The organism is Flavobacterium sp. PL11 (genome assembly GCF_035985025.1).
GTDB lineage: Bacteria > Bacteroidota > Bacteroidia > Flavobacteriales > Flavobacteriaceae > Flavobacterium.
The window spans coordinates 49,928-70,413 of the sequence record NZ_JAXCIA010000020.1 but is presented as its reverse complement, the minus strand read 5'-3'; the positions used below and the strand labels follow the sequence as shown (position 1 = coordinate 70,413).

Here is a 20,486-nt window from a genome sequence, read left to right as displayed (position 1 = left end):
TTTAGATAATTTATTGATAGTTATAGATATAACAACAAACTGTATTTGTCAATTAAAATATAACTTTATAAAAAAGCCTGAACTTGTTTAAGTGTTCAGACTTTTTTATTATACTGCGACCTATTCCCAGTGCAACTTTTTCAAAAACTTAATATAGTTTTTTAAGTTTTAATTTTCTGTTTCTCGGCTAAAATCGGAAATAACTTTTGGTCGGCGAAGCCATTGGCCAAAAAAGTTATTCGATTTTATGCCACTTCTAATTTGTTATACATTTCACTTGGTGTTTGATAATCTAATAATTGATGAACTGCGAAGCACATCACGAAAACCAAAATTTAAATAAACTCAATGAGTAAAACGCTCGTCATTGTAAAACCTAAAATATTCTTTCAGTCCTTTATACAGTTCCAGAGTGTTACCGTAGGCTTGTAAATATACGTTTTCATATTTTACACTGCGCCATAATCTTTCAATAAAAATATTGTCAATTGCACGCCCTTTTCCATCCATCGATATTTTTATATCATTATCAATCAATAGTTTAGTATGAGCTTCACTGGTATTTTGACTTCCTTGATCGGTGTTAAATATTTCTGGTTTACCGTGTTTGTCAATAGCTTCTTGAAGCACTCCTGTACACCATTCAGCTGTCATGGTGTTGCTGACATCCCAGCTTAAAACATACCGTGTCCGCAAGTCGATTATGGCACATAAATACATAAATCCTTTATTCATAGGAATATATGTAATGTCGGTAGCCCAAACTTGGTTCCTTTTTGTTATCTCCAGGCCTTTGAGCAAATAGGGGTACTTTTTATGTTCTTTTACAGCAATTGTGCTGCGTGGTTCTCTGTAGATTGTCTGCCAATTTACTAATTTCATTAAGCGTCTAACACGTTTTTCATTGATCTTAAAATCATGTTTTTCAAACTAAACCGTCATTTTACGATAACCATAAAAAGCCATTACAATGTATTGCTTTTTCAATAAATCCATAATTATGATGTTTTCATCATTTTTACCTTTTGATGAAGAATAAATAAAATTACGATTGACCTTCAGTAATATACACTGTTTTGATTGACTCAACTTTTCTTTTGAATCAACCATTTTCTGTCTTTCATCCATCGGTATTAACTCATTTTTTTTAGAAAATCATTCTCTAAAGTCAGTTGTCCAATTCTTGCAAAAAGCTTTTCGGTCGGAATTTCTTCTTTTTTTGCAATTTCTTTCTCTTGATTAAAAACTACCGATATCTTCTTAATTGCCTCGGCTTTCCACGACGAAATCTGGGTAGATAAAAGCTCATATTTACTTCGCCAGTTCGCCCTTTAGGCTCGGGTCTTGGCTAAAACCTCCAATGTTTCTTTCTCTCTTAATGTTTCTAAAACAACTTTTACTTTAAAATCTTTTCCAAATACTCTTTTTGTTTTTGACATAATTCTGCTAATTTAAGGTTTTTAATCCTATCTTAAATTTAATCAAAAAGTTGTACGTTTTTGGGGAGCAGCATACCATTGGAGTAGTCAGATTTTTGCAAAAGCTAAAAGTAGAAAAGACTTTATGTTGGCGACTGACATTAAGCGGAAAAGGGTGGTGGCGATTGTCTAACAGTCCTGCACCAAATATAGGTATGACTAATAACTGGTTTTTAGAACAAGGTTTTTATAGTCTAACATCTAATAATCAGAAGTTATTTTGTAAACCACTTTAAGGAAACCGCCGTACACGTAAGTACATACGGTGGTGTGAGAGGACGACAAAGTCAAGGTTTAAACTTAACTTTGTCTCCTACTTTATTTAACTAATTTTATGTATTTCGATTTTAGCTTCTTGTCTAAAACGTACTTTGCTAATTGTTTTCCTGCTTCTACAGGTCGATCTGAGGAAAGCATAATTGCCCCATTTTCAATTAGTTTATAGTAGATAGTGTCATCTCTAGCAATAGCGCTTTTGTCAAGATTTCCCATAGTTCCTAAAATAGCAGGTATTTTTCGACTTGATAAATACTGATAAGTCTCTTTTTTTGGTTCGCTTGTTCCAACAAATGCAACCATGTTTTCTGCTTTCACGCCCATTGCTTCCATACGTTCTATATCTTCCTTTCCACGTGCTGATACTGAAATTAATAAATCAGGTGCCAGCTTTGAAACTTCGGCTGCTTGGTTAGCATTATAAGTTATAATTATAGCATTTCGCTCTGCTTTATTTTTTCTTACAGCATCAACAATCATTTTCATTGGAACCCCACGCTTAATATCCAAGGTATAGATTACTTTATCTTTTCCCCACTGCAAAACTTGGTCTAATGTTTCAATTTTGAATGGAGTTACAGTTCCCTCCGTATCTTTCAGAAATAGTTCTTGCAATTCTTTATAAGTGTAGTCACCTATTTTACCGGTTCCAGTTGTAGTTCTATTTAATGTATTGTCATGCATCATCACAAGAACGGAATCTTTACTCATAGCAATATCAGTCTCGATGATGGCAGGAATATATTTGATGGTATTAGCAAAGGTTGCCGTACTATTTTCAGGAAATCCTTTCATTGGTCCACCTCTATGAGCACTTACTAAAGGGTAACTATACTTAGAATAGTTTACAAACTTGTGAAATTGTTTAGTATTGGGGAATGAAATGTGATAACTGGCAGTTTGTGCAAAAGTAAGATTGCAACATAAAGCAATTAAAAACAATAAGTAAATTTTAATAGTGGACATCATTTTATTTTTTGTGCAAATAAAGAGAAATATATAGTACGTCGAAGTAATCAAAATGTTAAATTATAGTTTGAATGTATTAGATATTAATTACGATCAAGTAATTATTCCAGTTGCATTATCAATATTTAATGATCGCAATTAAATAAATCCTTAAAGGATTTACATTTTTATCTGCCTTGTATCGTTATATCAATAAGAATTTGTGCTGTATCGCTTTGCGAATTTGCTGAAAAACCAGTGACAAAAACGCCACGCAAACCCTCAATAGATTTTATACCATATACAGCAGCTTCATCAGCTGGATTACTTTCACCCTCATATCTATAAATATGTTCTATTTCAAAATTATCGGGATTTTGTTTTATTTCCTCATCATGAATATTAAAGTCGTAGGTGTATCCTTTTTCTTTTAGATCTGCTAAAGCTTCATAAACACTACAATAATGATAAATACAGGCCATGTTGCTATTTTTTAATATTAGTCACTAAAGATAAAGAATTAATAACGAAATGAATAACAAGTTCATTTAAACTAAAAGGGTTTAATAGAATTATAAATATTAAAAATAACGTAAGTTTGCAGCACAGACCGCCTTATCGCCACGCTTAAAGCGTGGAGGAAAGTCCGGACACCATAGGGAAGCATAGCGGGTAACACCCGTCGGTTTATTTTGATTTATTTCAAGATGGATTAGGACAAGTGCAACAGAAAGTATGTACAGGTAATGCTGTAGTGAAACCAGGTAAACTCTATGCGGTGAAATATCAAGTATATCAGTATCTAAGGGCTTCTCGTCCGTTGCTGAAGGGTAGATAGCTTGAGTCACGTAGTAATGCGTGATCTAGATAAATGATGAGGTATCGTCTTCATGACGAGAACAGAATCCGGCTTATAGGTCTGTATTTTTTTTAAAATTTAAGTTTTCTTTATTTTATATTTTTGAAAATTAAATAGTAAAACAACTATTTCAATGATTGGTAAATTATAGAAGCCTTAATTAAAAATGAGCATTAGAATTTAGTCTATTGTCATCGATTTTAACTTTGTTCTATACGTCTCTAGCGCAACTGACTTTGATATGAATCCGTAATATTGACCATTTTTAACTACTGGCAAAAAAGCAACTTTAGACTTTTCAAACTTGTTCATTACGCTTTCCATACTTTCATCGGGTGTAACAATTTCTGCTAACGCCATCATTATATCTTTGACCTTGGTGTACTTTACTCTATAAGTATTAAAAATTATTTCCCGAATCGTATTAAAATGAACGATGCCTAGTAATCGATTGTCCTCATCCACGACAGCAAATATTACTTGGTTAGAATGAGATATTAAATCAACTAATTTTTCAAGATTTTCATCAGCTGTAATAGTTAGGAAGTCAGTTTGTATAATTGCATTTGTATCTAATGTAGAAAGAACATTAGTATCCTTGTTACTTGTAAAAGCGTGTCCTTTTTGAGCTAGATTTTTGAGATCCATCGAATGTTTCTCAAATCGACGAGAAATAGCAAAACTAATAGAGGAGACGATCATAAGTGGAATCATTAAGCTGTAGCCCCCCGTAATTTCTGCAATTAAGAAAATTGCGGTTAGTGGCGCATGAAACAATCCACTTAATATGCCTGCCATTCCCACTAATGTGAAATTGCTCACGGGTAAGTTTCCTAATCCAATTAAATTTATAAACTTAGAAAAAAAGAATCCTACATAGGAACCTAGAAATAATGATGGAGCAAAATTCCCACCATTTCCACCGCTTCCTAATGTAATTCCAGTAGCAAATACTTTGACCATCATGGTACAACCTACAAATAATAAAAGTGCCCAGCTATTATCGCGAAAACTGCTAAATAAAGTGTTTTCTAATAATTTTCCCGGATCACTATCAGATAATGTTTTTATGCTTTCATATCCTTCACCAAAAAGTGTGGGAAAGATAAAGATAAGAACCGCTAATACAGATGATCCATACAGCGCCTTTTTGTAAGGTGATATCTTTAATTGATTAAAATAATGTTCTACTTTTTGGAAATTACGAGAATAATAAATAGATATAAAACCAGTGAACAAGCCTAGTAGGATATAAAATATAATATTGTGATAATCAAAATTTTGTTGTTGCCTAAATGACAATAAAATAGTCTCATCTAATGCAATAACTGATACTAATGCGCCAGTGGCTGCGGCAATCATTATAGGAGTAAATGCAGCTATGCTTACATCAACAAGAAGTACCTCGACGGCAAATAAAACCCCGGCAATTGGGGCATTAAAAGCGGCAGCTATTCCCGCTGAAACTCCACAACCTATAAGTAACGTACGATCCTTATAACTCAATTTGTATTTCTGTGCATAATTGGAACCAAATGCTGCTCCAGTTACTACAATAGGGCTTTCTAAACCCGCTGAACCTCCTAAACCTACTGTAAGTGAGCTCGTAACAATTTGAGCATACATTTGTTTTTGCGGAATAATACTGGCTTTTTTTGCAACAGCATATAATATTTGTGATGTTCCTTTTTGAATGGTTCCGCCTAAAACTCTTTTTACAACAAAAACGGTTAGCATAATTCCAATTATAGGAAGAATACTATTGATAAATCCAAGTTTTAAAATTCCATTTATATAAGTGGCAAGTAAAAAAACCCAGTGTGCAAAAGTTTTTAATACAATAACCGCTAGTGCAGAAGAGATGCCAACTAATACTGCCGAGAGAAATATAAATTGTTTCGGAGTTAGCAGCGATTGTGCAATTGCAATTATAATATGTAATTTAGAAAAGTATTTTTTGAACATTATAATTTTTTAGAGGGATTGCAAAATTACTATTATTTTATGTTCAAGAAATATATTTCAAAGCTTCTTTTGAACTTAATGGCTTTAAATTACTATTGACAACAAATATCTTTACTAATGTAGGATTTGTTTTTCCAAATTCCCGTAATGCCCATCCAATTGCTTTTTGAATAAAAAACTCCTCTGAAATTCTATGCTGTAGACAGTGAAAAAATAATAATTCTGCATCTGTTTTTTCCTTATATCCTAACTGAAATAGTATCACAGCTCGATTGAACCACATATTGTCTGAATTTAACATCTTGTCACCAACACTGCTGTTTCTAATGGGAACTCCAATAAATAATCACCTAGTATATTTTTGAAGATACTATCTATGCTGTCCCACCATGAATTAGTAAGTATTAACTTTTCAATAAGTTCAAAATCTCTTTTTATATATTATCCTTTTAGCTGTTTTATTAGTATTTCGATAGCACAATAATGAAACTCTCGTTCCTTTTTTAAATATAATTGCCGTGCAATCGCTCTTGCATTTGTTTCAACTTCTTTTTTGTGGTTATTCCAATTCTCTTTTAAAATTTGTTTTCTTTTATCTGCTTTTATGCCGAGATAGGTAAACTTATTCCGCATATATTTTGCCATGGCAAATGTTTCTTCAAGATTTTTATTGTTTAGTAAAGCTGTTTCTAATTTAGTGACGAAACCCATAAAATGTTACTATTTCATTAGAAACCTACAGCTTTATTATCACCTCTTCTATCAGCTCCACCTTCTAATTTTCCATTGGGTAAAACTAGGATGGCATCCACTTGACCAATAATTTCTTTGTCTTTTTCATTGACAAAATAAGATTTGTTCTGTAAATCTTCCATTAGTGTTTTTGAAAATGATTTAGGTTCAACAGTTATTTCGTCTGGTAACCATTGATGATGAAAACGAGGCGCATCAACTGCTTGTTGCATTGACATACCAAATTCGTATACATTAAGTATTGTTTGCAATACCGAAGTAATTATGGTAGAACCTCCAGGCGTTCCTACTATCATAAAGAGTTTTCCGTTTTTCTCGACAATAGTAGGTGTCATAGAACTTAACATTCTTTTCTCAGGAGCGATACTATTTGCCTCACTTCCTGTTAATCCATACAAATTAGGTACACCAGCTTTAGCGCTAAAATCGTCCATTTGATTATTTAAAAAGAAACCCAACTCATCACAATATATTTTTGAACCGTAGTTATCATTTAAAGTTGTAGTAGCTGAAACGGCATTTCCATCTGCATCCACAATAGAATAGTGAGTAGTTTGATCGCTCTCATATCCTTTTACTTCACCACGAGCAATAGCAGTTGATTTAGTTGCTTTATCAAAAGAAAAATCCTTCATTCGTTTTTCTAAATAGGACGGGCTAACTAGTTCTTGAACTGGAATTTTTATGAAGTCAGGATCACCTAAATAATAATTCCTATCGGCGTATGCTCTTCGTTCTGCCTCTGTAATCACTTGAATCGCTTTAAGGCTGTTATGCCCCATCTGAGCGAGATTGTAAGGTTCAATCATTTTCATGATTTGATTCAAGCAAATTCCGCCGCTACTAGGCGGTGCCATTGAAGTAATTTTGAGTTTTTTGTATTTAAAAGTAATAGGTGTACGCCACTTTGCTTGATATTTATTAAAATCTTCAATTGTGGCGTTACCATCTTTAGCCTCTAAAAAAGCAACTAGTTTTTGAGCAGTTTCCCCGCTATAAAATTCTTGTTTCCCGTTAATAGCAATTCTTTTTAATGTAGCGGCGAGCGCTGTATATTTTATGGTATCATTTTCTTTATAAACTTGTGAAAACAAGCTCTTTACTCCATTTCTTTTTATAAATGTTTCTCTATTGTTTTTAAGACTTGCTGCTTGAATCTTAGTGACAATAACACCTCTTTCTGCAAGAGCTATCACTGGTTTTAAAATTTCGGCCATTGGCAAAGAGCCAAATTTTTTGTGGACTTCAAAAATTCCAGCTATGGTTCCAGGAATTCCGGATGCCAATGCTGTTTCAGTGCTTTTTCCTTTTATAACCTTTCCATCTTTGTCTAAAAACATATCTTTAGTTGCAGCCATTGGCGCTTTTTCTCTGTAATCAATAGAGCCCGTTTCACCATTGGCTTTGCGATAAACCATAAATCCTCCGCCTCCAATATTTCCTGCTTGAGGATGTGCAACAGCGAGTGCCAATTCTGTAGCAATCATAGCATCAAAGGCGTTTCCTCCTTGCTTCATGATTTCAATTCCTATTTGCGATGCCTCTTCGCGAGCAGAAACAACCATTGCTTTAGTAGTTACTAATCCTGTGGGTTCCACTAATTTCTCATTAGACTTACAGCTTAAAAAAGCTATAGCAATCAGAAGTACAATTTTATTCATAATGTTGTCATTTTTTTATTTGTAAATAATAGTAAATCATTAAAAAATTCGGTGAATTCTTTTTCAAACTCAACGTAAAATTCAGTGAGTTCATTAGTAGCAAAACGCATTTTAGACTGATTTTTGGTTCGTTGATCCATTTGCGTCAAAATGTGCTTGATTCCCTCAATAGTGCGGTAACAAACTAACCAATTTTCCCTCATTAATATGGGCATGATTGAAATTGTTCTTTCTGACAAGATGTTTTTATTATCTTCTAGCGATTGATAAAAATGATTCACATAATCTTCGAGTTTCACTTTAGAATAGTTATGCCAGTTTTTAGCTAAGAAATGATCGTATAAGATATCGACAATTACGCCTGAATAATGATGATAATTTGCATGAAGGCGTTTTGTGCTTTGTCTAAATATTGGATGTGCATCAGTGAAGGTGTCAATAGCACGATGTAAAATAATCCCTTTTTGAATTTCGATAGGATAATTTTCAAATTGTTTTCCTCGAATTCCGTCGGCCATAAAATTGCCAATTTTAAGTAATTCATTGTCGCCAGAAAGATAGATATGTGCTAGAAAATTCATTCGTCTAAAATAAGAATTTTAATCCTACTTTTTTAATTTCGTATGAGTTTTATAAATCCTCAAGTATTATATTTGTGAACAATTACTAAAACAACGGCAACTCATAAATCAAATAAAATGACTTTAATTAAATCAATATCGGGAATACGCGGAACAATAGGTGGAAAAGTAGGTGACAATTTAACACCCGTTGACGCCGTAAAGTTTGCTTCTGCCTATGGGACTTGGTTAAAAGAATATAGTGGAAAAGAAAAATTAACAGTAGTTGTGGGTCGAGATGCTCGTATCTCTGGGCCTATGATACATAATTTAGTAGTCAACACATTAATAGGTTTAGGAATTGATGTTATTGATTTAGGTCTTTCGACAACGCCTACAGTTGAAGTTGCTGTCCCACTTGAAAATGCTGATGGTGGAATTATTTTGACTGCTTCTCATAATCCAAAGCAATGGAACGCCTTAAAGTTATTAAATGAAAAAGGGGAATTTCTAGATGGAGAAGAAGGAATGAAAATACTTGAAATTGCTGATGCTGAAGCTTTTGATTTTTCAGATGTTGATGATCTTGGTGAGATCACGATTAATGATGCTTATATGGACATCCATATTGATGAAGTTTTGAACTTGGCTTTAGTTGATATCGAAGCTGTAAAAGCAGCTAAGTTTAAAATCGTTGTAGATGGTGTCAATTCATCAGGTGGGATTATTATTCCTAGATTATTAAAATTAATGGGTGTTGAAGTTGTGGAATTATACTGTGAACCAAACGGACATTTCCCGCATAATCCAGAGCCCTTAAAAGAGCATTTGACTGATATTTCAGAATTAGTGGTCAAAGAAAAAGCTGATCTGGGAATTGTAGTGGATCCTGACGTAGATCGTTTGGCTTTTATTTGTGAAGACGGTGAAATGTTTGGTGAAGAATATACTTTAGTTGCTTGTGCTGATTATGTGCTAAGTAAAACACCTGGTAATGCGGTTTCAAATATGTCTTCTTCACGTGCTTTACGCGATGTAACGAAAATGCATCTTGGAAATTACGAAGCAAGCGCAGTAGGTGAAGTAAATGTGGTTAAATTAATGAAAAAGAACAATGCGATAATTGGAGGTGAAGGTAACGGCGGAATTATTTATCCTGAATTACATTATGGAAGAGATAGTTTAGTGGGAGTGGCGTTGTTTTTGACTCATTTGGCTAACAAAAAAATGAAAATTTCAGAGCTACGTGCTTCTTATCCTGAGTATTATATGAGTAAAAACAAAATAGAATTGACTCCTCAAATTGATGTTGATGCTATTCTTGTGGCTATGACTGAGAAATATAAAGAAGAAGATATCACAACAATTGATGGGGTGAAAATTGATTTTGCTGAAAATTGGGTTCATCTTAGAAAATCGAATACTGAACCTATTATACGTATATATACTGAAGCAGCTTCGCAAGAAAAAGCGGACGCACTTGCTGAGCGAATTATTACTGAAATTAAAGTAATTGCAGGGATTTAATAGCTGTAAATAATATAGTTCTAACCCTCTTAAAATTTTATTTAAGAGGGTTTTTTTCTAAAAAAGAATTTAATTATAGCGATTTATAATAGAAGTTTTTACTGATTATTAATATTAACAAAAGTTCAAAATGGCTATTTGATTAAAATTAATATCTTTGACTACTAATTAGATATAAAATGATTACTAAAACGGCACCCACAGCATTAGAATTATATTTTCAACAGTTTCGAGAAAATATAATCGGGATAGATCAAGAGTTTGAGTCGCCTTACGGCAAAAAACAAATTATTTATACTGATTGGACTGCAAGTGGTCGTTTATATCGTCCGATTGAGGAAAAATTGATGAACGAATTTGGCCCTTTTGTGGCCAACACGCATACCGAAACTACTATTTCTGGAACAGCGATGACTAAAGCATATCATCAAGCAAGAAAGATTATTAAAACCCATGTCAATGCAAATGCCGATGATGTCTTGATTACAGATGGAACTGGAATGACAGGTGTAGTTAATAAATTTCAACGTATATTAGGTTTAAAAGTACCAGAAAATCTCAAAAGCTTTATTACTATTCCAGCAGAAAAGAAACCAGTAGTTTTTATTTCGCACATGGAACACCACTCCAATCAAACTTCATGGTTAGAAACAATTGCTGATGTTATAGTGATTCCTTCTGATGAAGATGGATTATTTTGCATTAGAAATCTGGAATTATTATTAGATCAATACAAAGAGAGACCTTTTAAAATTGCATCAATCACTTCTTGTTCTAATGTAACTGGTATAAAAACCCCGTATCATCAGGTTGCAAAGATGATGCATCAGCATAACGGACTTTGTTTTGTAGATTTTGCTTGTTCAGGGCCTTATGTCAAAATTGATATGCATCCCGAAGATTCAGAAAGTTACTTAGATGCTATTTTCTTTTCGCCTCATAAATTCCTTGGTGGTCCAGGAACATCAGGTGTTTTAGTTTTTAATAAAAAATTATATCAAAATTTAGTACCTGACAATCCAGGTGGTGGAACAGTAAGTTGGACAAATCCTTGGGGTGAACATAAATATATTGACAATATCGAAGATAGAGAAGATGGTGGAACTCCGGGATTCTTGCAGGTAATTAAAACGGCATTAGCTGTTCAGCTAAAGGACCAGATGGGAATTGACAATATATTAAATAGAGAACATGAAATTGTAGAATACATCTTTTCGCAATTAGAATATGTTCCAAATATTAAGATTTTAGCAACCCAACACCAAGAAAGATTAGGAGTAATTTCGTTTTTTATTGACGATTTACATTTTAATTTGGGTGTTAAATTACTAAACGATAAGTTCGGAATTCAAACACGTGGCGGATGCAGTTGCGCTGGAACTTATGGTCACTTTTTACTGCATGTAGATCAAGAAACTTCAAATAAACTAATTGACGAAATAACTCTTGGAGATTTAATTAGAAAACCAGGTTGGATCAGAATGTCAATACATCCTACCACCACCAGTGACGAAATTGAGTTTGTATGCGAAAGCATAAAAGCATTAGCAGCAAATTACAAAGATTGGGAAAGGGATTATCATTATAATGGAATCACCAATGAATTTGTACATAAAAACGCTAAACCACTAGAGGAAGATTTAGTTAAAAACTGGTTTTCACTTTAGCGAAAAAAAAGATAAAATAAATGCACTTAAATATTTAGATGAGTAATATCGTTTTTTGTTAACATATAAGTCATTTAAGTTTTATTTTAAAGATCATTTTGAATGTGCTAAAATAGTAAGAAGTAATTTTCGCTTTAGTAAATGTATGGATAAAATAAATGCACGTAAATATTTAGATGAGTAGTATCGTTTTTTGGTAGCATATAAGTCATTTAAGTTTTATTTTTAAGATCATTTCGAATTTATGCTAAAAGAAAGAAGTAATAGCAGTGATAGCAATCTATAAAGATCAGATAGGTAATTAACATTTACTCTACAAGATTAACCAAACTATATTCTCAACTTATTAAAAATTGAGATAATCTATGAATAAATGTTCTATTATTAAGCTCTAATCTCCAATCACGATTCACCAATCACGAATTACGATTCACGAATCACGAATTACGATTCACGAATCACGATTCATTAAATCTACCTTCTATGCTTCCATCTCTTATGTGTCCAAAAATAAAATTCAGGAGCTTCTAGTATTTGGTTTTCTACTTCTTTTATATAAGCGGATGTAATATCAAAATTTGGAACTGAGTTTGGATCATCACTGAGTGGAACTATGGTGAGCTCATAATAGCCTCTTTTTACCTTTTTTACTTTTGCAAAAACGACAGTCATATCATATTTTTTTGCTAACATTTCTGGGCCAGTATGAACGGGCACTTCCACACCCATAAAACTTTCCCAATGAAATATTCGATCTGCTTTTGGTGATTGATCGCTTGCTAATCCGTAAACGCAAAGAATATTGTCTTTTTGATTCTGTGAAATTAAGGGTATTGTTACACTTGTAGGAACTAGTTCAGTATTGTATTTTGATCGAATATCTCGAACTAACTTATCAAAATATTTGTTTGCTAATTTTTTATAAACAGCAACTCCTTTTAAGGAAATTTTTTGGTTTAGTGTAATTAACCATTCCCAACTAGCATAATGAGACGCAATGAGCATGATGCTTTTTCCTTTTTTTTCGTATTCTTTAATTACTTCTAAATTTGTAATCGTAAATCTTTTGTTCATTTCTTCGGAGGAAATAGTCATTGTTTTGATCATTTCTAAAAACATATCGCAAAGATGATGATATGACTTTTTCTCAATTTCAAGTCGTTCTTTGTCGTTAAGGTTTGGCAAAGCCAAAGCCAAATTAGCTCTTACTGTTTTTTTTCTATAGCCAATAACATAATAGACAAAAATATAAATTAGATCAGATAGAAAATAAAATATCCGAAAAGGAAGAATAGAGATAAGCCACAAAATGGGAAATGCTATTATGAAAACAAGAAATTGCATGCTGTATTATTTTTTGCAAAGATAAGGTAAAAATATAGATTGCTATTAATATCGAGTAGTTACCGTGGTAGCACTACAGAATTACTATCTTTACAATTCACAATAAACACACTTTATGAATACCCTATTAATAGTAATAATTCTTGCTAATGTTTTACTTAGTTATAAAGGTTTTAATGATCTTTCATTTTTTAGAAAGTATGAATTTCACGTTGGAAGTATCCGCTCAGGAGAGCAAGTGAGAATGCTCTCTTCAGGATTTTTACATGTTGATATGACGCATTTAATTTTTAATATGTTGACACTTTGGTTTTTTGCGCCAGTGGTCATTAATTTAATGGGCGGTTTCTCGTTTATATTAATATACTTTGGAAGCTTGATATTTGGAAATTTACTCACAATGGCATTTCATAAAGACGATTATGGTTATCGAGCAGTTGGTGCTTCGGGAGCTGTAACAGGAGTGTTATACTCCGCTATTTTATTACAACCTGATATGATGCTAGGAATCTTTTTTATAATACCAATGCCAGCTTATCTTTTTGGAATTTTATATTTATTATATTCTATTTATGGTATGAGAGCTAAGAATGATAATATCGGGCATACCGCACATTTTGGAGGAGCAGTAGGAGGCTACTTAATTACTTTAATAAAAGAGCCATCTCTTTTAGTAGATCATACGTTGATGGTAGTTTTATTAGCGATTCCAATAATTATACTTTTTGTACTTCAGAAATTAGGAAAACTATAGTGGCATAACTTTTGAAAACGGATAGCCACAAACAATAAAATTTAAAATTATGAAAAAAGCATTATTTATTATGTCCGTCTTATTTATGACAATGTCTTACGGCCAAGAGGTAAAACAAATTCCTCAAATTAGTGTAAGTGGTGAAGGAAAAATAAAAGTTATCCCTGATGAAGCTACAATAGTTGTCACAGTTGAAACTAAAGGCAACAACGTAAAAGATGTAAAAAGACAAAATGATACTAAAATTGAAGCTGTATTGAAATTTATAAAAAAAATGAATTTGGCAACAGCCGATTTTAAAACACAGCGTGTAGCTCTAAATCCACAATATGATTATGAAAAAAAGAAGCATAATTACAATGCCACTCAAACAATAGAAATTATTTTAAGAGATTTGTCTGTTTATGATCAGTTAATGGAGGGTTTAGTAGATGCAGGAATTAATAGAATTGATAATGTAACTTTTGAATCATCAAAATTAGCGCAATATCAATCAGAAGCTAGAAAATTAGCTATCAAAGGAGCTAAATTAAAAGCAGAAGATTATGTATCAGTTTTAGGTCAGAAAGTGGGTCGTGCAATTACAATAGCGGATAACTCGCAAAATTACTATCCGCAACCACGATATGCCTCTATGAAATTAATGGAAAGTAGTGATATGAATGCTCCAAGAGAGACGCTCGCAATGGGAGAAATTAATATTATTGCAAATGTTACCGTTAGTTTTATTTTAGAATAAAAAAATAATATAAGTCACATTTTAAACAGAGGCTAAATTTTATCTAAATTAGTAGGTCAACGTTTCTAAATAAAATTTTCACTAAAACACTTTGCAGAATTTCAATGTAAAATTTTGCAAAGTGTTTTTATTTTATAGAAATTAGTTATTATCTATTAATTGTAACATTCCAAAAGAAGATGCGATATGAAAATTAGGTTCTTCTGTATTCGGGTTGACCCATGAGATCCACGTGGGTTCAAAGATTGATTTTTCTATTTCATTGTATTTAGCTCTAAAAATCCCAGTTTCAATTACATTATCATTTAATATATGTAGCATTTTTAATGACGATATACTAATGGCACCTTCTACGGTAAAGCTATCCTCATTTATTGATGATTTGACTTCTAAATGACCTTGTGGCCAATTCCAATCAAAGTCGAAATTTTTATTGGGATACGCAACAAAATCCATAATTCTAGCAGCAGTGTCTATTTCTAAGCAATAATATGGATTTAATGAATTATCAGGTCTAAAAAATAATTCTACTCTATCTGAATTTCCAATACTTTGAATACTTTCATCCTTTTTTTCGATATGGATCATAGTATCATACACAGTAAAACAAAAGTATAAATTGTCATTATCCCACAATGCTTTGAATTCAATTTTTGAAGGCACAACGATATCCCAAGGCGAAGAAAAGTCAGTGAGCATGGCTGCTTCTTTCCATATCGGATGATCGCCATTACCACTAATCTCTAACTGATTTGACTCAATAAATTTCACATCGTATTGTTTTGTTTCTTGCATCATAGGTACTATCTTATTATTTGCAGTCATATTAATAAAGTGAAATCACGTTTTTATTACAAATGAATACACTTTAACTACAAAACCAAATCTACAACTTATATGCATCATCTGGAAATAAAATCATTTTTCCTGTTGCTTTATTTATAGGCATTTTTGTATTTGCGACACGCAAATATTTCCCAAGCTGATTAGCTAATTTTTTTGCCATTTTAGGATATATTTTGAGTACGTCATTTTGTTCTCCGATGTCTGTTTTAGTGTTGTATAATTCCAATTTTATATCTTCATGAAAATAGATTAGTTTCCAGTCGCCTTGCCTTATTGCGCTATATAATTTTAGTGCTGGGCCTTCAGGACCCCAAACATGAGGATAGTGCCAATATAAATAAGAATCGTTTTTTACTGTTTTTTGTTTTAATAAAGGCACAAAACTTTTTCCATCGATATTTTGAATTGTTGACTGTGGCGTAATTTCAGCCATATCAAGAAGTGTAGGGTAGAGGTCTTCAATAATTATATTATTAGCATTTATGCTATTTTTATTTGTTATTCCAGGCCATTTTGTAATAAATGGAATTCGGATACCGCCTTCATAAGCCGATCCCTTGCCGCTACGTAAAGGTGTGTTATGGGTATGCAATTCTCCTGCTCGAGTGTGAGCACTTAAACCACCATTATCAGATAAAAATATAATTATTGTATTCTATCAATTTCTTTCTCTTCTAAATAATTCATTATATCGCCTAAACTTTTGTCCATTCCTTCAATTAATGACGCGTATTTAGCTTCAATTAATGGCAAACCGGCATCTAGGTATTTTTGTATAAAACGCTTATCAGCTTCAATTGGTGTATGGATCGCATAATGCGACATATAAAGTAAAAAAGGTTTTTTGTCACTTTGAGCTGAGTCCATTTTCAAAATGGCTTCCTGTGTTAATGCTTCGGATAGGAATATGTCCTTTCCCCAATATTTTTCTAGTCCAGGAACTGCTCGTTCATCAGTAACTCCATCCTTATTACCAAAATTTTCTATTCCTAAATAACTTTTAGGTTGTCCCGCTGCATGACCGCCAATATTTATATCAAATCCTAAATTCAAAGGGTTTTCTCCATCCGTTTTGTAAGCACCAAAGTGTGCTTTGCCAACATGAATTGTGCGATAGCCATTTTTTTGAAATAATGCAGAAAATGGAGTAGCATTAATAGATTTTGCGAGAGTAGGATCATTACTTAAACCATTCAAGTTCCATTCTGGAATCGTTACTAAATCAGAATCTCCCTCTTCGCTTTCATTTTTTTTAAAAGTCCAATTGGTCACTTTATGATGGATAGGATTCATTCCAGTGAGTAAACTTATTCTACTTGGTGTACAAACAGCTGTAGCATAAGCATTGGTAAACTTCATGCCTTCACTTGCTAATCTTTCCATATTAGGAGTATGGTAGATCGAATTCCATTTTGTTTTTTCTTTATAAAAATGTACTGATGTATCTTGCCATCCCATATCATCTACTAAAAAAATGATAATATTTGGCTTAGGAATGTCCTTGTTTTTTTCTTGAGCAATTGTAATTACAGGGTTTAAAAATAAAGTTAGAACCAACGATATGGCCAATAAATATTTCATAAAAAAGTTTTTTTAAATTTACAAATTGTGATAATTATTCTCTTTACTATCAAATGTATTTTAATTGAAAAATGATTGTTATTAGAATTATTTATTTCTAATAACAATCATTTTTATAAAATGAATACAAAATCACTTGTTGCAGTGACCTGTGTTTAGTTATGATAAAGGAAAACCAAATTAAATTTTGATTTATATTAATCCATTAACAACGTTAATTCTAATTACTATTACTAATCGTTAAAGTATAAAAAGAATTAGTTGTATCCTTATTTTCCATTACATATCTGTAATTGGACTGTATTTAGGAACTAAAACTTTCATCACACTCCAACCTATTAGATAACAAACCGCACATATTGAAAAAATGATAAAATATCCTGCTTCAATTCCTTGGAATCCCATAAAAGCCATATTGGTTTCTTTTGAAAAATCAAATAACATTCCAGATCCTTTATTAATTAATGTCGAACCAATTCCGCCCGCTAATCCGCCAATTCCAACAATAGTGGCGATAGCTTTTTTAGGAAACATATCCCCAACGGTAGTAAATATGTTAGCAGACCAAGCTTGATGAGCAGCACCTGCGATGCCAATTATTATTACTGGAATCCAATAGGTGATATGACCCAATGGTTGGGCTATTAAAGCTAATAATGGAAAAAATGCAAAAATTAACATCGAACGCATTCTACCCGCATAAGGATCCATTCCTTTTTTCTCGACAAAATATGTTGGTAACCAACCTCCTATAATTGAAAGTAAAGTAATCATATACAACACAAATAATGGAAGAGCTGCTTGTGTAGAATCCATTTGGTACACAGAACTTAAATATGCTGGTGTCCAAAATAAAAAGAACCACCACACTCCATCAGTCATAAATTTGCCAAAAGCGAAAGCCCATGTTTGTTTGTATTTAAAACATTGCATCAAAGAAACTTTTGCTGACGTTTCGGGAACATATCCTTCCAATTTACTATCGGCAATATCATCTTGTTGAATGTATGCTAATTCAGTAGCCGTTACTTCTGGATGTTTTTCTGGTTTATCATACATAAAAATCCAAAATCCCATCCATACAAAGCCTAAAGCACCAATTATTATAAAGGCCATTTCCCAGCCAAATGCTCTTGCAATAAATGGAATTGAGATTGGCGCAGCTAAAGCTCCAACTGTAGCACCTGCATTAAAAATACTAGTAGAGAGCGCTCTATCTTTTTTAGGAAAATATTCAGCAGTTGCTTTAATAGCCGCTGGAAAGTTTCCTGCTTCACCCACTGCTAACACAAAACGTGCAAATATAAAAAGGGTAACACTTACATTAATGACCATACCTGTATCATTTACAGTGGCAATAATATCTTTAGCTTCTTCAAAACCTACAAACCAATTTCCTGTAATAATTCCGGCAGTTGCAATTCCACAATAGGCGTGTAAACAGGCTCCAACAGACCAAATCCCAATTGCCCAGAGAAATCCTTTTTTCGTATCCATCCAATCGACAAAACGACCTGCAAACAACAATGATATCGCATAAAATATCGAAAATAAAGCTGTAATATTTCCATAATCATTATTAGTCCAATGGAATTCAGGAGCAATAAAATCACTCCAAGTTAGCGACAATACTTGTCTATCTAAGTAGTTTATTGTCGTTGCAAAGAATAGTAATCCGCAAATTTTCCAGCGATAATTTTTATTTTTTATTTCCATAGAGCAAAAGCGTTTAAAAAGGATAAATAGTTATGGTAGCAATAGTTATAATTTAAAGGATAATTTTGAAAAAGTAAAATGAATATTAAAATTCAACACTTTTATAGATTTTATAATTTAGGCATTTCTGCACGTTTGTATTAAACTCATTGCTTTAAAGATATAATCAGAAAGTGTATCATAATCACCAGCTTCAATTAAATCAGTTTTTAGCAATTTGCTACCCATTCCTACGGCTGAAACTCCAGCTCCAAACCAAGATTTTAAATTTTGTTCTTCTGGTTCCACTCCACCTGTAGGCATAAATATAAGATCAGGAAATATATCTTTTATGGTTTGTATATAGGAAGGACCCACTAAATTGCCCGGAAAAATTTTTACTAAACTCGCACCAAGTGTTTGCGCCTGATGAATCTCTGTTGGTGATAAACATCCCGGAATCCATGCCATTTCATTGCTATACACTAAGGTGGCCACTTCAGCAGAAACAATAGGACTTACAATAAAATCAGCTCCCAAGTTGATATATTCTTGTGCTTTTTCAGCTGTTTTTATAGTGCCTATGCCTAGTAACAAATCGGGCATTTCATTTACCGCAACTGTTTTAAGTGCTTTAAAATTGATGGACGCATTAGCACCGCGATTAGTATATTCTAATATTCGCACACCTGAATGATAAAGTGCCCGTAATATATTAATGCTTACTTCTTGATTTTCGTGGTAATATAAAGGCAGTAATCCTGACTCCACGATTTGTTGAATGACCCGTTCTTTTTTATTCATCTTGGTTGATTAGTTTTATAATTTCTGTCGCTTCTAATGTAGTGGCATCGCCTTTTATAAATAATTTTTGAAAAGCTGCTCTGGAAGCAAAATCAATAATAGCTTGTGGTTGTTCTTTATTTATAATTCCATATATCAAACCAGCCATAAAACAATCTCCTGTTCCCACTTTATCTATAGGCTTATCAGTATGGAAAGTTTTACTATTATATAGTTTATCTTCTTGAAATAAGGTGGTAAAATATTTGACATTTTCTCCTTCACTAAAGCGAAAAGTATTGGCAACTGTATGACAACTAGGATACTGTTTTAAAATAGCTCTCGAAGAATTTTCAGCTTCTATTAATAAGTCGGCGTCTGAGGTTGTATTTGCGATTTTATCATCGACTTTAATTCCTAACATTCTGTCAGCAGCCCATATATTGCCCATGATAACAGTGGCATACTTAGCTAAATTTGGCATAACTATAATGGGGTCGCTACCATATTTCCAAAGTTTTTCCCTGAAATTTAGATCTAAGGAAATAGTAATACCTTTTTTTGACGCAACCTTTAATGCATCTTCACATAGTGTAGCGATATCAGCATTCAAAGCAGGAGAAATAGCAGTAAAATGAAACCAAGTAACCCCTTCAAAAATGGCTTCCCAATTAATATCAGAACCTTTTAATTCAGAAAACGATGAGTATTTACGATCGTAAATGACACCAGCATTTTTTACATCGGCACCTTGGTTTAAATAGTATGATCCAATTCTTTCACCTGATTTGATTGTAGCAGTAGTTTCTACTTTATTCTCTTTATAGTACGCGAGAATTTTGTCACTAAGAAAATTATCGGGTAACGCAGTGCAGTATGAAACCGGAATGTTCCATTTGGCTAGAGCCAAGGCTACATTACTTTCTGCACCACCTACATACGCATTCATATCTTGTTCTTGTGGGAAATTTTCTCCCATACTATATCTTAAAAGGATTTCTCCAAAACAAAGTACTTTTCCCATAGTTTTACTGCTCAATTTTTTAATAA

The 20,486-nt window shown here is 32.8% G+C and carries 18 protein-coding genes, 1 other RNA gene and 2 pseudogenes; 5 read left to right on the top strand and 16 right to left on the bottom strand.

Features of this window, described 5'->3' with window-relative positions:
• Positions 1–345: 345 nt before the first annotated feature.
• The 4 genes and pseudogenes from RCH18_RS11475 to RCH18_RS11460 form a co-directional block, all read right to left on the bottom strand.
• A pseudogene (locus tag RCH18_RS11475) lies at positions 346–912 on the bottom strand (IS3 family transposase); the annotation flags it as partial.
• 18 nt (positions 913–930) lie between these two features.
• The gene (locus RCH18_RS11470) at positions 931–1,128 is read right to left on the bottom strand and encodes a hypothetical protein (protein ID WP_326936896.1); all 198 of its coding nucleotides are present in this window, start codon (positions 1,126–1,128) and stop codon (positions 931–933) included.
• Between the two features lie 668 nt (positions 1,129–1,796).
• A complete protein-coding gene (locus RCH18_RS11465; RefSeq protein ID WP_326936895.1) occupies positions 1,797–2,720 on the bottom strand; it encodes a glycerophosphodiester phosphodiesterase family protein in 924 nt (307 codons plus the stop codon).
• 170 nt (positions 2,721–2,890) lie between these two features.
• Positions 2,891–3,184 (bottom strand): hypothetical protein, encoded by a 294-nt coding sequence (locus RCH18_RS11460; RefSeq protein WP_326936894.1) that lies wholly within the window; start codon positions 3,182–3,184, stop codon positions 2,891–2,893.
• 120 nt (positions 3,185–3,304) lie between these two features.
• On the opposite strand from RCH18_RS11460, the gene rnpB reads away from it, so the two are divergent.
• Positions 3,305–3,632: RNase P RNA component class A (rnpB, locus tag RCH18_RS11455), an RNA gene on the top strand.
• Positions 3,633–3,741: 109 nt separating this feature from the next.
• Here rnpB and RCH18_RS11450 read toward each other — a convergent pair.
• From RCH18_RS11450 to RCH18_RS11430, 5 genes and pseudogenes are all read right to left on the bottom strand, one after another.
• On the bottom strand, positions 3,742–5,526 hold the full coding sequence (locus tag RCH18_RS11450; RefSeq protein WP_326936893.1) for a chloride channel protein: 1,785 nt from the start codon (positions 5,524–5,526) through the stop codon (positions 3,742–3,744).
• 43 nt (positions 5,527–5,569) lie between these two features.
• A complete protein-coding gene (locus tag RCH18_RS11445) occupies positions 5,570–5,827 on the bottom strand; it encodes a DNA alkylation repair protein (RefSeq protein ID WP_326936892.1) in 258 nt (85 codons plus the stop codon).
• Positions 5,821–6,237 (bottom strand): annotated as a pseudogene (locus RCH18_RS11440) (DNA alkylation repair protein). Before RCH18_RS11440 ends, RCH18_RS11445 begins: the two are co-directional and overlap by 7 nt.
• A gap of 17 nt (positions 6,238–6,254) precedes the next feature.
• Positions 6,255–7,940, bottom strand: coding sequence for a gamma-glutamyltransferase (gene ggt / locus RCH18_RS11435; RefSeq protein ID WP_326936891.1), 1,686 nt, complete (start codon positions 7,938–7,940; stop codon positions 6,255–6,257).
• Complete coding sequence (locus RCH18_RS11430; protein ID WP_326936890.1) at positions 7,937–8,521, bottom strand: acyl carrier protein phosphodiesterase; 585 nt, start codon at positions 8,519–8,521, stop codon at positions 7,937–7,939. The genes ggt and RCH18_RS11430 overlap by 4 nt, the downstream gene beginning before the upstream one ends.
• Before the next feature lie 117 nt (positions 8,522–8,638).
• Here RCH18_RS11430 and glmM point away from each other — a divergent pair, with 117 nt between their 5' ends.
• Positions 8,639–10,027 carry a phosphoglucosamine mutase gene (gene glmM, locus RCH18_RS11425; RefSeq protein ID WP_326936889.1) on the top strand — a complete coding sequence of 463 codons (1,389 nt, stop codon included), beginning with the start codon at positions 8,639–8,641 and terminating at the stop codon, positions 10,025–10,027.
• A gap of 179 nt (positions 10,028–10,206) precedes the next feature.
• Positions 10,207–11,694 carry an aminotransferase class V-fold PLP-dependent enzyme gene (locus RCH18_RS11420; RefSeq protein WP_326936888.1) on the top strand — a complete coding sequence of 496 codons (1,488 nt, stop codon included), beginning with the start codon at positions 10,207–10,209 and terminating at the stop codon, positions 11,692–11,694.
• Between the two features lie 474 nt (positions 11,695–12,168).
• On the opposite strand, the gene RCH18_RS11415 is transcribed toward RCH18_RS11420, so the two are convergent.
• Positions 12,169–13,038, bottom strand: coding sequence for a lysophospholipid acyltransferase family protein (locus RCH18_RS11415; RefSeq protein ID WP_326936887.1), 870 nt, complete (start codon positions 13,036–13,038; stop codon positions 12,169–12,171).
• 115 nt (positions 13,039–13,153) lie between these two features.
• Here RCH18_RS11415 and RCH18_RS11410 point away from each other — a divergent pair, with 115 nt between their 5' ends.
• Together RCH18_RS11410 and RCH18_RS11405 are read left to right on the top strand one after the other, a co-directional pair.
• Entirely contained in the window at positions 13,154–13,792 is a 639-nt protein-coding gene (locus RCH18_RS11410; RefSeq protein WP_326936886.1) for a rhomboid family intramembrane serine protease, read from the top strand.
• 49 nt (positions 13,793–13,841) lie between these two features.
• Positions 13,842–14,531 (top strand): SIMPL domain-containing protein, encoded by a 690-nt coding sequence (locus tag RCH18_RS11405; RefSeq protein ID WP_326936885.1) that lies wholly within the window; start codon positions 13,842–13,844, stop codon positions 14,529–14,531.
• A 141-nt stretch (positions 14,532–14,672) separates the two neighbouring features.
• Here the strand turns inward: RCH18_RS11405 and RCH18_RS11400 are convergent, their stop codons facing one another.
• The 6 genes from RCH18_RS11400 to RCH18_RS11375 all read right to left on the bottom strand — a co-directional run bounded on the left by RCH18_RS11400 (position 14,673) and on the right by RCH18_RS11375 (position 20,460).
• Positions 14,673–15,356 carry a sugar-binding protein gene (locus RCH18_RS11400; protein WP_326936884.1) on the bottom strand — a complete coding sequence of 228 codons (684 nt, stop codon included), beginning with the start codon at positions 15,354–15,356 and terminating at the stop codon, positions 14,673–14,675.
• Between the two features lie 61 nt (positions 15,357–15,417).
• Entirely contained in the window at positions 15,418–16,020 is a 603-nt protein-coding gene (locus RCH18_RS11395; protein ID WP_326936908.1) for a sulfatase/phosphatase domain-containing protein, read from the bottom strand.
• A 2-nt stretch (positions 16,021–16,022) separates the two neighbouring features.
• Entirely contained in the window at positions 16,023–16,958 is a 936-nt protein-coding gene (locus tag RCH18_RS11390; RefSeq protein WP_326936883.1) for a sulfatase-like hydrolase/transferase, read from the bottom strand.
• Between the two features lie 279 nt (positions 16,959–17,237).
• The gene (locus RCH18_RS11385) at positions 17,238–18,674 is read right to left on the bottom strand and encodes an MFS transporter (RefSeq protein WP_326936882.1); all 1,437 of its coding nucleotides are present in this window, start codon (positions 18,672–18,674) and stop codon (positions 17,238–17,240) included.
• 117 nt (positions 18,675–18,791) lie between these two features.
• Positions 18,792–19,457: a bifunctional 4-hydroxy-2-oxoglutarate aldolase/2-dehydro-3-deoxy-phosphogluconate aldolase gene (locus RCH18_RS11380; RefSeq protein ID WP_326936881.1), complete on the bottom strand. Its 666-nt coding sequence runs from the start codon at positions 19,455–19,457 to the stop codon at positions 18,792–18,794.
• Positions 19,450–20,460, bottom strand: coding sequence for a sugar kinase (locus RCH18_RS11375; protein WP_326936880.1), 1,011 nt, complete (start codon positions 20,458–20,460; stop codon positions 19,450–19,452). The genes RCH18_RS11380 and RCH18_RS11375 overlap by 8 nt, the downstream gene beginning before the upstream one ends.
• Between the last annotated feature and the right edge of the window lie 26 nt (positions 20,461–20,486).

What these genes read in the sequence shown, in the direction of transcription:
- RCH18_RS11445 (WP_326936892.1), bottom strand. Translation starts at nt 5,827, where the DNA reads ATGTTAAATTCAGACAATATGTGGTTCAATCGAGCTGTGATACTATTT.
- RCH18_RS11390 (WP_326936883.1), bottom strand. Translation starts at nt 16,958, where the DNA reads ATGAAATATTTATTGGCCATATCGTTGGTTCTAACTTTATTTTTAAAC.
- RCH18_RS11465 (WP_326936895.1), bottom strand. Translation starts at nt 2,720, where the DNA reads ATGTCCACTATTAAAATTTACTTATTGTTTTTAATTGCTTTATGTTGC.
- RCH18_RS11380 (WP_326936881.1), bottom strand. Translation starts at nt 19,457, where the DNA reads ATGAATAAAAAAGAACGGGTCATTCAACAAATCGTGGAGTCAGGATTA.
- RCH18_RS11450 (WP_326936893.1), bottom strand. Translation starts at nt 5,526, where the DNA reads ATGTTCAAAAAATACTTTTCTAAATTACATATTATAATTGCAATTGCA.
- RCH18_RS11410 (WP_326936886.1), top strand. Translation starts at nt 13,154, where the DNA reads ATGAATACCCTATTAATAGTAATAATTCTTGCTAATGTTTTACTTAGT.
- RCH18_RS11430 (WP_326936890.1), bottom strand. Translation starts at nt 8,521, where the DNA reads ATGAATTTTCTAGCACATATCTATCTTTCTGGCGACAATGAATTACTT.
- ggt (WP_326936891.1), bottom strand. Translation starts at nt 7,940, where the DNA reads ATGAATAAAATTGTACTTCTGATTGCTATAGCTTTTTTAAGCTGTAAG.
- RCH18_RS11460 (WP_326936894.1), bottom strand. Translation starts at nt 3,184, where the DNA reads ATGGCCTGTATTTATCATTATTGTAGTGTTTATGAAGCTTTAGCAGAT.
- RCH18_RS11415 (WP_326936887.1), bottom strand. Translation starts at nt 13,038, where the DNA reads ATGCAATTTCTTGTTTTCATAATAGCATTTCCCATTTTGTGGCTTATC.
- RCH18_RS11470 (WP_326936896.1), bottom strand. Translation starts at nt 1,128, where the DNA reads ATGGATGAAAGACAGAAAATGGTTGATTCAAAAGAAAAGTTGAGTCAA.
- glmM (WP_326936889.1), top strand. Translation starts at nt 8,639, where the DNA reads ATGACTTTAATTAAATCAATATCGGGAATACGCGGAACAATAGGTGGA.
- RCH18_RS11375 (WP_326936880.1), bottom strand. Translation starts at nt 20,460, where the DNA reads ATGGGAAAAGTACTTTGTTTTGGAGAAATCCTTTTAAGATATAGTATG.
- RCH18_RS11405 (WP_326936885.1), top strand. Translation starts at nt 13,842, where the DNA reads ATGAAAAAAGCATTATTTATTATGTCCGTCTTATTTATGACAATGTCT.
- RCH18_RS11420 (WP_326936888.1), top strand. Translation starts at nt 10,207, where the DNA reads ATGATTACTAAAACGGCACCCACAGCATTAGAATTATATTTTCAACAG.
- RCH18_RS11400 (WP_326936884.1), bottom strand. Translation starts at nt 15,356, where the DNA reads ATGACTGCAAATAATAAGATAGTACCTATGATGCAAGAAACAAAACAA.
- RCH18_RS11385 (WP_326936882.1), bottom strand. Translation starts at nt 18,674, where the DNA reads ATGGAAATAAAAAATAAAAATTATCGCTGGAAAATTTGCGGATTACTA.